The sequence below is a fragment of the Pseudonocardia pini genome, assembly GCF_013870575.1.
GTDB lineage: Bacteria > Actinomycetota > Actinomycetes > Mycobacteriales > Pseudonocardiaceae > Pseudonocardia > Pseudonocardia pini.
Map to the genome: position 1 here is coordinate 1 of NZ_JACBXB010000073.1, position 12,441 is coordinate 12,441.

Sequence of the window (12,441 nt, forward strand, 5' to 3'; positions counted from 1 at the left end):
CACGCCGTTGGCCAGCGCGAGGTACGGCAGGCACGCGACCCCGCGCTCGGCGAGGACCCCCGCGAGCTCGGTCTCGTACTCCTCGCGGTCGAGCAGGTTGTACTTCGTCTGCAGGGCCACGAACGGGGCGAACCCCTCGCGCTGCTGGGTGTCCAGGGCCTCCGCCAGCCGCTTCGCCGAGAAGTTCGACGCCGCCAGGTAGCGGACCTTGCCCGCCCGCACCAGCGCGTCGAGCGCACCGAGGCTCTCCTCCAGCGGGACGGTCTCGTCGTCGGCGTGGGCGTAGTAGAGATCGACGTGGTCGACGCCGAGGCGGGCCAGCGAGGCGTTCGCGGCCGCGGCGACCGTGGCGGGGGCCAGCCCGGTGAACCCGGGCAGCTTGCCGACCTTGGTGGCGATCAGGACGTCGTCCCGGCGGCCGCGCGCGGCCAGCCACGAGCCGATGATCCGCTCCGACTCCCCGCCGGAGTTGCCGGGGATCCAGCACGAGTACTGGTCGGCGGTGTCGACGAGGGTGCCGCCGCCCGCGACGAAGGCGTCGAGCACCGCGTGCGACTCCGCCTCGTCGCTGGTCCAGCCGAAGGTGTTGCCGCCCAGGCAGAGCCCGGCGACCTCGAGGTCCGAGGAACCGAGCCTCACTGCGCGTCGCCGCCCTGGATGGCCGCCCAGGTCTTGAACATCGCGAGCTCGAAGACCTCGACGGACACGGCGTCGAGCATCTGCACCGCGGTCAGGCAGACCTCGCTCGCCGTGGGGGTGTCCCCGCGGCCGTGCGAACCGGGGAACGGGGACAGTGCCTCGCCCGCCTCCAGCTTGCGGGAGTAGATCCGCACGGCCTCGCACAGCAGGGCCTGCAGGGCGCGCGGGTCCAGCTCGGCGGTCCGCTCGGGGTCGGCGGCGGCCTCGCGCAGGGCGAGCACGGCGGCGTCGAGGACGGTGCTGGCCTGCGCTGATGGGCTGTCCTGCACTGAGGGGTCGGCGCTCGTCATCATGGGTTCACCTCTCGGGTGGCGGGGATCAGGTCGAGGGAGCGGGCCTCGGGCTCGGTGGCGGCGAAGTCCTTGCGGAAGGCGACCTCGTCGGCCCACTCCCGCTTCGGCAGCACCCGCCGGACCAGCTCGACCCGCACGCCGTCGGTCGCGAACGGGAAGGGATCGAGCGCGACGACGCCGGGGGCGACGCCGGTGATCGTCAGCGGGCTCACGGTGCCGTCGGCGTCGACGACCCGCTGGATCGTGTACTCCGCGCCGTCCGGGCGCATGCAGAAGTACAGCGAGATGCGGTCCACGACCTCGAGCACGTCGTACCCGGCCCGGACGACGGCCTCGTCGAGACCGAGATCCGCGCGGCGGCGCTCGTGGGTCGGGTGGTAGTCGGCCACGAACCGCTCCGCCGCCGCGGCGTACTGCGGCGTGAGCGGCGGGGCGGTCCAGCCGTAGTCCGCGCCGTAGAGGCCGCAGGCGTGCATCGACGTGAGCAGGGCCGCGTACGGGTCGACGTCCTCCAGGGCGGCGATCGCGCCCCGGTAGAAGTCCATCTGCAGCGCGGTCGACACGGCGGTGAAGGACTTCGGCGCCCCGGTGGCGTCGAGCATCGGCTCGCGCTCCCAGGCGAGCCAGCCGTCGTCGTGGCGGGCGCCTGCCCGCTCCACCGAGGCGACCTCGGGCAGCCGGGCGAAGCCCGGGCCCGCACCCCAGCCGGCCACGAGGTCGCCGGCGAGCGCCGCGTGGTCGGGCTGGAGCACGACCTGCCAGCTGTCGCCGTCGTCCCGCACGATCATGGTGTCTCGCTCTCTCAGCCGAACTTGATGTTGACGTTCTTGTGCTGGGTGTAGGACCGGACCTCGTCGAGGTCGGCTTCGCGGCCGAGCCCGGATTCCTTGACGCCGCCGAAGGAGGCGCCGGGGAAGTGGGGTCCGGAGTCGTTGACCCAGACATAGCCTGCCTCGACGTCGCGGGCGAAGCGATGGGCTGTGGCGAGGTCGCGGGTGTAGGCGGCCGCGGTGAGTCCTTGGGAGACGTTGTTGGCCAGGCGGATCGCGTCCGCGTAGTCGGTGTAGGTGAAGGTGGCCAGGATGGGGCCGAAGATCTCGGTCTGGGCCAGCCGGGAGCCGGGGTCGACGTCGTCGAACAGGGCCGGGCGGACGAAGTTCCCCGCGGCCAGCGGGCCGTCGGTGGCGCGGGTGCCGCCGGTGACCAGGGTGGCGCCGTCCTCGCGGCCGATGTCTACATAGCGCAGCACCTTGTCCATCTGCTGCGTGTTCACGATCGCGCCGGTGCCGGCCTCGGGGTCCTCGGGCAGGCCCGGGGTCAGCGCGGCCATCCGGGCGGCGAGCTTGTCGACGAACTCGCCGTGCAGCTCGGTCGGCACCAGGAGCCGGGAGGTGGAGCCGCAGGACTGGCCCTGCCAGGTGAACGCCATCCCCCGCACGACTCCGTCGAGGGCGTCGTCGAGGTCGGCGTCGGGGAACACCACGATGGGGTTCTTCCCGCCGAGCTCCATGGTGATCGACTTGACCGCGACGGTCGCGGCGCGGGCCTGGATGGTGCGTCCGGTGGCGGGGTCGCCGATGAAGGAGATCCGCCGGATCTTCGGGTGCACCACGATGGCGTCGCCGACCTCGCGGCCGTAGCCGGTCAGGATCGACACCAGCCCGGGCGGGAAGATCTCGGCCAGGTCCTTGGCCAGCGCCAACGCCGAGAGCGACGTGTGCTCGGACGGCTTCATGATCACCGCGTTGCCCGCCAGCACGGGGGCGGCGAACTTCGAGGCCAGGAACAGCAGCGGATGGTTGAACGGGATGATCCGCGCGGCGATCCCGAAGGGGTCGTTGAGGGTGTAGTTGACCCGCTCGTGCCCGGTGGAGATGGTCTCCCCGCGCAGCTGCAGGGCGATCCCGGCGTAGTGGCGCAGCCGCCGGGCCGCGGCGGCGGCGTCCTTGCGCATCTCGACCAGCAGCGACCCGTTGTCGATCGAGTCGATCCGGGCCAGCTCCTCGGCGCGGGCCTCGACGACCTCGGCCATCCTCACCAGGTACTTGGCCCGGTCCGCCAGGCTGGTGCGCCGCCACTGCGGCAACGCCTTCTCCGCCGCCTCGACCGCGGCCTCGACGTCCGCGGTGTCACAGCGCGGGATGCGGGCGATCAGCTCGCCGGTCGCCGGGTTCACCGTGTCGATCGTCAGACCCGACGCGGCGCCGCGCAGCTCGCCGCCGATCAGCGTGGGGAGCTCCCCGAACAGCAGCTCGCCCGGGGTCTCCAGGGTGGCGGTCATCGGTTCTTCCGGTTCCACTTGACCGAGTAGTAGTTCCACGGCGCGGTGAACGTCTCCGCGTCGGCCGGGGCGTCGGCCCGCCAGGCGATGTACTCGTCCTCGAGCGCGTGGGCGCCGCCCGCCCACTCGGCCTCCATCTGGAAGCGGCAGGCGTCCTGCAGGTCCACGGTCAGCACCGCGGCCTGGGCCGGGGAGGCCCCGACCACCGCGACGCCGTGACCGGCCAGGATGACCGCGCGGTTCTGCGCGAGGTGCTCGACGACCAGCCTGCCGCGCTCCGGGGTCTCGATCTGCCGCGGCTCCGGGCAGCGCTCGACGCCGCGCCAGAAGGTGCCCGCCCGGTAGGTGACCGGCTTGAAGGGCTTGCGGGTGGCGCCGAGCGCGACCGGCCAGTGCGGGTGGCAGTGCACCACGGTGTTCACGTCCGGGCGGGCGCGCAGGATCTCGGTGTGGATCGGGAACTCACCGGGCGGCTCCATCTCGCCCTGGGCCACCCGGCCGTCCGGGTCGATGACGATGATCTCGTCCGCCGTGATGTCGAACAGGGTGCGCTCGGTGTCGTGGATGTGCCCCACGATGCAGTACAGGTCCGTGCCCGGCACCCGGCAGGACACGTGCCCGAAGGCCTTCTCGAACAGGCCCTCGTTGAGCATCACGTAGAGCGCGTCGAGGATCTGCTCCTTCACCGCGGCGATCGCCTCGCCGTGGGCCTCGGCCTGCGCGATGTACTCCGGGGTGGAGCGGACCAGGGTGTGCTCGGCGTCGGGGTCCAGCCCCGGGTCGAGGCCCGCGGGGACGGGCCGGACGTCCTGGATGGTCACTGGTTCTCTCCTGTGGTGGGGATGATCTCGCCGTCCGGGCCGAGCTGGTAGAGCTCGAGGACCAGACCGCCGATCGCGATGGTGTCGAAGTAGGCGAACCGCCCGCCGTCGGACAGCTCGCCGTAGGAGATGACCGGGGTGCCCCGCTCGGCCATCCAGGCGATGTCGCGGTCGATGTCGTCGGTGAACGCGCACAGGTGGATCGGGCCGGGCCCGCGACGCTCCAGGAACTCCCGCTGGATGCTCGGCCCGGCGACCGGCTCGAACAGCTCCAGCTCGATCGCCCCGAGCGGCGCGATCAGGCCCTTCACCACCGTGTCCGGGGACTCGACGCCGCGGATGAGCCGCTTCGTCGTGTGCGCCGACGGGCCCTCGCGGAAAGGCCCGATGCCCAGCGACTCGTAGTACGCCGCGGCCTGCGCCAGATCCGGCACGACGACCGCGACCTGGTAGACCCGCGCCCAGGGCGGTGCCCCGACGACGAGGGGGGCGTCCGCCGTCGTGGGTCCGGCCCCGGGCGCGGGCGGGCTCAGGGGGTTCACCGTTCGAGGCCGAGGATGCGTCGCGGGGTCACCGTCGCCATGTGCCGAACATCGGCCTCCGGCACCCCGACCGACACCAGCTGCGACAGGAACGCCTCGAAGGCGGGCACCGGCGGCGGGTTGTAGTCCTGCCCCAGATCCGACGACAACACCACCCGGTCCCGGCCGACCTTCGCGATCAGGTCCCGCGCCTGGTCCAGCCGCATCCCGTCCCCGTGGCAGCGGAACATGAAGCGTTCCAACGGGTTCGCCGCCGCCGTCGAGATCTCCAGGTACGCCCCGAGCGCGGCCATCTCCTCGCAGAAGGTGGCCTGCTGGTCGAGGAAGAACACGTGCGTCAGCACGCACCGCACGCCCTCCTCGGCGCACACCGTGGCGATCTGCCGGACCTCCGCGTCCCCGAAGTGCGCCGTGGCGATGGTCGCGTCGTACCGCTTGGCCAGCGCGATCACCTCGCGCATCTCCGGCAGCAGCTTGCCGTCGTCGTCGATCGCCTTGATCCCGGGCCGCAGCCCCAGGTGCGGGGGCAGCTTCAGGTTGGGCACCCCGTAGGTGCCCGCACCCACGTGCTCCACGTGGTGCGCCGCGTGCATCGTCGGGCCCCACACGATCTTCGCGCCCTGTTCCAGCGCCGCGCCGACCGCGAGCGGGTTGATCCCACCCACGAAGCCGTTCATCGCGATCCCGCCGAAGAGCTGGATGCCCGGGACCTGCTTCTGCGCGAAGTAGGCCTTGGTCACCGTCGGCTCGTGATGGCACTTGAACACCATCGCCGCCATGCCCTTGTCCCGGGCCGCGCGGGCGAAGTCCACCGCGTCCCCCGAGCGCAGGAACAGCTCCGGCCCCGCGTGCACGTGGGAGTCGATCACTCCGGTCATGTCGAACAACGCACGCCTCCTATGCAGCCCACTGCTTCGCGGCCCGGTCCGCAGCGGTCATCCCGCGCTGGATCCGGGGGTGCCGCGAGGCCTGGAGCACCTTCTTGCGCAGGCCCTGCCCGAAGCGCGGCCACCGCGACGACAGCAGCTCGTAGCGCATCGACCAGTCCTGCGTCGTGTCGATCACCGGGCGGATCCGGCGCTCCCAGCGGGCCAGCGCCGCCGGGACGTCGTCCGCGTGCGCCACGTCGTGGACCAGCGCGCGGGCGTTGCCCACCGCCAGCCCGACACCCTGGCCGAGCGTCGGCGGGAGCGTGTGGCAGGCATCGCCGATCACCGCGACCTTGCCCGCCGACCAGCGGTCCAGCCGGACCAGCGAGTAGGCGTGTCGGATGGCGTCACCCTGCGGGAGACGGTCCAGGAACTCCTGCGGCAGGCCGGGGAAGTTCGCGGCCCAGTAGTCGACGTCCACGGGCACGGCCGAGCCGCGCTCGTCGTCCTCGCGGGCGGCGTAGTAGATGTAGCTCTGCGTGGGCGAGGTCGGGCAGATGCCCAGCCGCAGCGACCCGGACCAGAGCTCGAGGAACCCGTCGTGTCGGTCGAAGTCACCGCGCGGGATGACCGTGCGGGTGCAGCCCGCGTTGAGCATCTTCTTCTCGACCGTGATCGGGAGGCTGTCCCGCACCGCGGAGTGCAGGCCGTCCGCCGCGATCACCAGGTCCGCCGGACGCTCCTCCCTCGCCGACGTGCGCAGCACGCCCGCGGGTACCGCGGAGAGCGCCATCGAGTCCGTGCGGATCTCGACGCCCGCTCCCACCGCCGCCTTGTGCACCGCGTTGATCACGCTGGTGCGCAACGGGTTGTACGTCCGGCTCTCCTCGCCGAGGGTCTTCTTCCACAGGATCCGGCCCTGCTCGTCGCCCAGCGCCGAGGTGCGGAACCGGGTGGCGCCCGCCGCGATCTCCTCCAGCGCCCCGATCTCCTCGAAGACGACGGCGGAGCTCTGGTGCACCACCAGCCCGGACCCGACCTCGCGGATCGCGTCCTGGCGCTCGTGCACCGTGGCCGTCCAGCCCTCGCGGGCGAACAGCGTGGCGATCGTCAGGCCGGCGATGCCGCCGCCCGCGATCTCGACGTGCCTGCTCAACGGATGCCCCCACGGAGGTACTCGGGATCGAGCCGGGGCTCGGTCGGCAGGCCGAACAGCCGGGCGGCGTTGAGCCCCAGGATGTTCCGCCGCGCCTGGTCGGTCAGGAAGGGCAGGTCGTAGATCCGGCTGGGGACGTCGAAGTCCCAGTGCGGGTAGTCCGACGAGTAGAGCAGCTGGGTCTCGGCGTTGATCATCTTGAAGGTGGTCTCGAGGATCGACAGGTCCTCGGGGGTCTCCAGCGGCTGGCTGGTGAAGTACATCTCGCGGATGTAGGTGCTCGGGGCGCGGGTGAGCAGCGGGGTCTCCGAGGAGCGCAGCGCCCACTCGTGGTCCAGGCGCTGCATGAGGAACGGCAGCCAGGCCAGGCCGCTCTCGATCCAGACGACGTCCAGACCCGGGAAGCGGACCGGCAGGCCGTTCACGATCCAGTTCGTCAGGTGGATCATGTTCGTGAACGTGAAGCCCAGCGAGTGGATCGAGATGAACTTGTTGAGCTGCTCGAAGGAGCGGTCCGCGCGGTGGAACACGGCGTGGAAGCCCAACGGCTTGCCCCGGCGCTCCAGCTCGGCGTAGAGCGGCATGTAGGCGTTGTCGTGCACCGCCTTGTAGCGGGTGGCGGTGACCATGAACCCGACGACGCCGGGGGCGTCAGCGAACTCCTTGACCAGCTCGAGGCTGGCCTCCGGGTCGTTGAAGGGCAGGTAGAGCATGGTCCGCAGACCCGGGTCGGCGGGGATGACCTTCTCGGTCAGCCAGCGGGCGTAGGCCCGGGCGACCGCGACCTCGAACTCCTTCTGCGGGTGCAGGCCCAGGTTGAGCATCAGCCCCGGGAAGAGGATCTGGTAGTCGATGGACATCATCTCCATCGCCCGCCGGGCGAGGCCCGCGGTGCGGTTGGACTTCGTCGACTCCTCCGCCGCGTCGAGCTTCTCGAGGTGCCGCCGCGTGTACCGGGACACCCGGCCCGCGAGGTCCTGCTGGCCGCTGATCTGCGTCGGCAGGAAGGCCGACGTCTTGGCGAGGCTGGGGTGGCGGCCCGCGGTGGCCAGGTGCTGGAGCACCGGGTCCTCGAGGTAGGTCACGATCTCGGACCAGGCCTCGGTCTCGTAGTGGTGGGCGTCGACGTCGACGACGAGCATCCGGTCGAGGTCGCGCTCCTCCGCCTGGCGGCGAGCGTTGGCGAGCAGCTCGCGGGTGTCGAACGAGCCGGTGTCGACGTCGCGGTAGGTCGCGCGCAGCGTCGGGTCCGGCCGCACGGGTGTCTCGGTCACGGTGGTGGGCTCCTCGGAGCGTCGGGACGGGTGGGGTCAGATGACGACGTGGACCGTCCCGTCGGGGTCCTCGACGACCTCGTGGCGGTGCAGGCGGAACCGCGGGTCGACGGCGGACTCGCCCGACTCCAGCAGGAACTCCATGCCGTGCCACGGACACACGAGGTGGGGCTCGGACTCGGAGAAGTACTCCCCGAGCATCTTCTTGTCCTCGGTCATCGCGGCCATCACGCGGCCGATCACCATGCCCTCGCAGACCGGCCCGCCCTGGTGGGCACAACGGTTACGGTAGGCGTACAGGTGACCGCCGTGCGCGATCACCCCGATTTCCCCGCCGGGTACGGAGACGATTCTCTGGGTGCCGTCCGGCAGTTCCGAACGGTGCCCGACGAAAACGCGCGTCCCGGGCTTGAGTGCGCTTTCCTGCATGGCTGGAACGCTAGGCGGCGCGGCGACCTGCGGTCCAATACGAAGGCAGCGGCCTCCCATAGCCCACCGGCTATGGGTTGCGCGCGGCGTCGAGCACCCAGGGAAACGGGTGGGGACCTAGTCGCCACTCCCTATACGGGCGCCCGCCATGAATCTTCTGTGTTACGCAACCGCACAATTCTTGACCCGTTGTCGGAGTGCTGCTTAGCGTCCGGCCACGTGACGAACGACGACCGTGCGGGTCGGCCATGAGCGCCCCCGCCCCCCTCACCGAGACCCCTGCGCCCGCTCCCGCCGTCCGCACCCGCGGACTCGGCAAGACCTTCGGCGCAGGCGACCGCGCCGTGGCGGCCCTGCGCGACATCGACCTGGACATCACGCGCGGGGAGTTCGTGACGATCCTCGGCCCGTCCGGCTGCGGCAAGACGACCCTGCTCCGGATCCTCGCGGGCCTCGCCGACGCGACCGCGGGCGAGGTCAGCCTGTTCGACGACGCGGGCGCGGGCACCGGGGTCGGCCAGGCCACCGCCGACGGCCGGATCAGCTTCGTGTTCCAGGAACCGAACCTCATGCCGTGGCGGACGGTGCGCCGCAACGTGGAGCTGCCGCTCGAGGTGCGCAAGGTCCCCGCCGCGCAGCGCCGGGCCCGCGCCACCGACCTGCTGGACATGGTGGGGCTCGGCCAGTTCCACGACGCCTACCCGCGCGAGCTCTCCGGCGGCATGAAGCAGCGGGTGGCGATCGCCAGGGCGCTGTCCTACCGGCCCGAGCTGCTGATGATGGACGAGCCCTTCGGCGCCCTCGACGCCCAGACCCGTGACCACATGAACGCCGAGCTGCAGCGCATCTGGATGGAGAGCGGCACCACCGCGCTGCTGGTCACCCACCACATCCCCGAGGCGGTGTTCCTCGCCGACCGCGTGGTCGTGCTGACCGGCCGTCCCGGCGGCATCCGCGAGATCGTGGACGTCGACCTGCCGCGGCCGCGTCCGCTGAGCCTCCTCGAGGATCCCGACTTCGTCTCCCGGGTCGCCCGGGTCCGCACCCTCCTGGGGGACCGATGAGCACCGCCACCGCCGAGCCGACCCGTCTCGACGACCCACCGGCACCACGCCGGAAGGCGCGTCGCAAGGGCATCCGGCTCCAGCTGGTCACGACGCCCCTGATCGTCCTGGCCGTCGTCGGGCTCTGGAAGCTCTACGTGGAGCTCTCCGGCATCTCGCCGTTCGTGCTGCCTGCGCCGGAGGACGTCGCCGTGGCGTTCGTCGAGCAGATCACCACGCCCGCGGTGTGGACCGAGCACATCTGGACGACCTTCTACGAGACGATCGCCGGGTTCACCATCGGGATCGCCGTCGGCACCGTGCTGGGGTTCCTGATGGGCCGGTCGCCGACCCTGAACCGGATCCTCGGCCCGTTCGTCATCACCACCCAGGTGGTGCCGAAGGTCGCGCTCGTGCCGCTGTTCATCCTGTGGTTCGGCTTCGGGCCGAGCTCCAAGGTGATGGTCGCGGCGATGTTGAGCTTCTTCCCGATCCTGACCAACACCGCGTTCGGCGTGCGGTCGGTGCCCGCCGGGATGCGGGAGATGATGCGCACCGTGGGCGCGAGCCGCTGGGAGAGCTTCCGCAAGCTGGACTTCCCTTACACGCTGGCGCACATCCTCACCGCCGCCGAGATGGCGATCATCCTGGCCACCATCGGCGCCTTCGTGGGCGAGTTCCTCGGCGGGGACAAGGGGCTGGGCCGCTACGCGGTGAACCTGCAGAACAACCTGCAGGTCCCGCAGCTGTACGGGGCGATCGTGATCATGGCGCTCTACGGCTTCGCCCTCTACGCCTCGGTCTCGCTGGTGAAACGCCTGCTGATCCCCTGGCACGACTCCGTGGTGATCCAGCGCGAGGCGGCCTGACGCCCGCACCGACGCCCGCGGCCCGCCTCCGGATCGGAGGCGGGCCGCGGGCGTCGGGGGATCAGGCGGGTGAGGTGTAGGCCATCTCCCGCAGCACCGACGAGCCGGTCATCGTCGCGGCGTCGGAGAGCAGGAACATCAACGGGCCCACCACGTCCCGGGGCTGGTCCACAGCACCCGGGGCACCGTTGGGGTTCGCCTTGCGGAACAGCGGGGTGTCCATCGCGCCCGGGCGGAACACGTTGACCCGGACGTGGTGCTGGGCGACCTCGCGGGCCAGGGACTTGGCGAAGGTGCGCACCGCCGCCTTGGACGTGGTGTAGGCCGAGGCGTTCTCCTTGCCCTGCTCCGCGGTGCCCGAGTGGTACACGATGATCGAGCCGCGCTGCTGGGCGATCATGGTGGGGAGCACCGCGCGGCAGGCCCAGACGGTCCCGTTGACGTTCACGTCCATCACGGTCAGCCAGTGCTCGGGGCTCATCTCGGCGACCGTGGCCAGCGGCTCGATCGCCGCCGAGCAGACGAGGCCGTCGATCCGGCCGTGCCGCGCGGCGACGTCGGCCACGACCCGGTCGACCTCCGCGTGGTCGGTCACGTCGAGGTGGACGTACTCGACCTCGCCCCCGCCGGGCCGCGGGCCCGCCATCTCCTTGCCCGCGGCGTCGTCCACGTCCGCGACGACGACCGTCGCGCCCGCGGCGGCCGCTCCCTCGACGAGTGCCCGGCCGAGCCCGCTGGCCCCACCGGTCACGAGCACGACGTTGCCGCCGAAGTCGAACTGCGCTTTCACGTGCGTCTCCCGATCAGGTCAGCGAGTCGACGATGGAGGCGTCGTACAGCGAGGTCAAGGGCACGGTCTTCGTGATCAGGCCCAGGTCGAGCATGGTCTGCTGGCCCCGCTCCCACGCCTCCGGCTTGAACTTCAGCACCGAGTCCGGCCCGTCCGCGGTCGCCAGCTCGACGCGGATCGGCAGCTCGAACGCGAGCTTGTCCTCGGGGACCTCGGTGGCGTAGCCCTTCACGATCGACAGCACCTCGGCCGAGTTCGCGGGATCGGCGGCGTAGAGCACGGCCTCCTTGACCCCGCCCAGGAACGCGGCGACCTCCTCGGGCTGCTCGGCCACGGTGCGGGTGGTGGCCGCGATCGTGGTCGCCGGGACGTCGACCCAGGGGTCGATCTCGAGCACGTCGACGCCGAGGCCCGCCTGGGCGAGGAACCGCAGGTCGTTGATCTCGGAGATCCAGCCGTCCACCTGCCCGGTGCGGGCCAGCTCGGCCGCCCCGGCCCCGACCCCGGTGATCGGGCGGGTGACGGAGCCCTGGTCGACCCCGACACTGCTCAGGATCATGTTCAGCGTCTTCTCGGTGGCCCCGCCGCTGCTCACGATGCCGATCCGCTTCCCGGCCCACTGGGCGGGGTCGCGCAGGGGCGCCGAGGACAGCGAGCCGAACGCGAAGTTCTGCCGCTGGTTGATCTGGGCGACGCTGACGATCGGGGCCTGCTGGTCGGCGATCGCGACGATCGTGTCCAACGGGTTGGCGTAGGAGTACTCGACCGAGCCGCCGAGCATCGCCTGCAGCGCCGTGGAGCTGCCCTGGCCCGCGCGGATGGTCACGTCGAGCCCGCGGTTGCTCCAGAAGCCCTTGTCCTTGGCGAGGAACACCCAGTAGTAGGCGGCGCTGTACGCCGAGGTCGTGGTGAAGGACTGCGGGGCCAGCCCCGAGCCGCCCGCGGCGGGCGCGTCGGAGGCGCACGCGGCGAGGACCCCGCCGAGCGGGACCAGCGCCGCGACGCCCGCGGAGGCGCGCAGGAATCCCCGGCGACTCAAAGTCTTCTGATTCATGAATCGAACGCTAGGAATCGCGGCTGCTCTCGGTCAAAGGCCTATGCCGGGACGCTTCATACGTTTCACCACTGCTACCCCACCGCGGACCCGTTCCGCCTCCGCAGTTCGCCACGCACCGTGGCGAAGAGCTCACGCTGCACAGCCGTGAGCTCGCGGTCCCGGCGGTGCAGCAGCGCGAACCGCACCTCGAACGGCTCACCCGTGAGCGGGATCTCGGCGAGGGACCCGGCGGCCAGGTGCGGCTCCACGGCCTGCGCGCTGAGCAACGCCACGCCGATGCCCCGGCGGACCGCGGCGATGATCGGCTGCGTGTGCCCG

15 protein-coding genes are annotated in these 12,441 nt (G+C 71.4%); 2 read left to right on the forward strand and 13 right to left on the reverse strand.

All coding sequences use genetic code 11. The features are described 5' to 3' along the window. The 10 genes from H5J29_RS07180 to H5J29_RS07225 all read right to left on the reverse strand — a co-directional run. Nucleotides 1-639, reverse strand: a 639-nt coding sequence (locus H5J29_RS07180; protein ID WP_312858103.1) for an aldo/keto reductase, incomplete at its 3' end; no start/stop codon positions are given. Next, nucleotides 636-992: a hypothetical protein gene (locus tag H5J29_RS07185; RefSeq protein WP_181780128.1), complete on the reverse strand. Its 357-nt coding sequence runs from the start codon at nucleotides 990-992 to the stop codon at nucleotides 636-638. The genes H5J29_RS07185 and H5J29_RS07180, both read right to left, overlap by 4 nt. Then, complete coding sequence (locus H5J29_RS07190; protein ID WP_181780129.1) at nucleotides 989-1,780, reverse strand: DUF3891 family protein; 792 nt, start codon at nucleotides 1,778-1,780, stop codon at nucleotides 989-991. Before H5J29_RS07190 ends, H5J29_RS07185 begins: the two co-directional genes overlap by 4 nt. Before the next feature lie 14 nt (nucleotides 1,781-1,794). Next, the gene (locus H5J29_RS07195) at nucleotides 1,795-3,273 is read right to left on the reverse strand and encodes an aldehyde dehydrogenase family protein (protein ID WP_181780130.1); all 1,479 of its coding nucleotides are present in this window, start codon (nucleotides 3,271-3,273) and stop codon (nucleotides 1,795-1,797) included. After that, nucleotides 3,270-4,094 carry a class II aldolase/adducin family protein gene (locus H5J29_RS07200; RefSeq protein WP_181780131.1) on the reverse strand — a complete coding sequence of 275 codons (825 nt, stop codon included), beginning with the start codon at nucleotides 4,092-4,094 and terminating at the stop codon, nucleotides 3,270-3,272. The genes H5J29_RS07195 and H5J29_RS07200 overlap by 4 nt, the downstream gene beginning before the upstream one ends. Then, entirely contained in the window at nucleotides 4,091-4,636 is a 546-nt protein-coding gene (locus H5J29_RS07205) for a VOC family protein (RefSeq protein ID WP_181780132.1), read from the reverse strand. Before H5J29_RS07205 ends, H5J29_RS07200 begins: the two co-directional genes overlap by 4 nt. Continuing rightward, nucleotides 4,633-5,514, reverse strand: coding sequence for a DUF6282 family protein (locus tag H5J29_RS07210; RefSeq protein WP_181780133.1), 882 nt, complete (start codon nucleotides 5,512-5,514; stop codon nucleotides 4,633-4,635). Before H5J29_RS07210 ends, H5J29_RS07205 begins: the two co-directional genes overlap by 4 nt. Nucleotides 5,515-5,533: 19 nt before the next feature. Further along, entirely contained in the window at nucleotides 5,534-6,661 is a 1,128-nt protein-coding gene (locus tag H5J29_RS07215; RefSeq protein ID WP_181780134.1) for an FAD-dependent oxidoreductase, read from the reverse strand. Further along, nucleotides 6,658-7,935, reverse strand: a complete 1,278-nt coding sequence (locus tag H5J29_RS07220) for an amidohydrolase family protein (RefSeq protein ID WP_312858104.1) — start codon at nucleotides 7,933-7,935, stop codon at nucleotides 6,658-6,660. The genes H5J29_RS07215 and H5J29_RS07220 overlap by 4 nt, the downstream gene beginning before the upstream one ends. 36 nt (nucleotides 7,936-7,971) lie before the next feature. Continuing rightward, the gene (locus H5J29_RS07225) at nucleotides 7,972-8,424 is read right to left on the reverse strand and encodes a Rieske (2Fe-2S) protein (protein WP_312858105.1); all 453 of its coding nucleotides are present in this window, start codon (nucleotides 8,422-8,424) and stop codon (nucleotides 7,972-7,974) included. 188 nt (nucleotides 8,425-8,612) lie between these two features. Here H5J29_RS07225 and H5J29_RS07230 point away from each other — a divergent pair, with 188 nt between their 5' ends. Together H5J29_RS07230 and H5J29_RS07235 are read left to right on the forward strand one after the other, a co-directional pair. After that, entirely contained in the window at nucleotides 8,613-9,428 is an 816-nt protein-coding gene (locus H5J29_RS07230) for an ABC transporter ATP-binding protein (protein ID WP_181780136.1), read from the forward strand. Continuing rightward, the gene (locus H5J29_RS07235) at nucleotides 9,425-10,276 is read left to right on the forward strand and encodes an ABC transporter permease (protein ID WP_181780137.1); all 852 of its coding nucleotides are present in this window, start codon (nucleotides 9,425-9,427) and stop codon (nucleotides 10,274-10,276) included. Before H5J29_RS07230 ends, H5J29_RS07235 begins: the two co-directional genes overlap by 4 nt. A 61-nt stretch (nucleotides 10,277-10,337) precedes the next feature. On the opposite strand, the gene H5J29_RS07240 is transcribed toward H5J29_RS07235, so the two are convergent. The 3 genes from H5J29_RS07240 to H5J29_RS07250 form a co-directional block, all read right to left on the reverse strand. Beyond that, on the reverse strand, nucleotides 10,338-11,066 hold the full coding sequence (locus H5J29_RS07240; RefSeq protein ID WP_181780138.1) for an SDR family NAD(P)-dependent oxidoreductase: 729 nt from the start codon (nucleotides 11,064-11,066) through the stop codon (nucleotides 10,338-10,340). Between the two features lie 13 nt (nucleotides 11,067-11,079). Then, nucleotides 11,080-12,120 (reverse strand): ABC transporter substrate-binding protein, encoded by a 1,041-nt coding sequence (locus H5J29_RS07245; RefSeq protein ID WP_181780139.1) that lies wholly within the window; start codon nucleotides 12,118-12,120, stop codon nucleotides 11,080-11,082. Nucleotides 12,121-12,194: 74 nt separating this feature from the next. Beyond that, nucleotides 12,195-12,441 (reverse strand): LysR substrate-binding domain-containing protein (locus tag H5J29_RS07250; protein ID WP_246393612.1); only part of this gene is annotated, 247 nt, incomplete at its 5' end.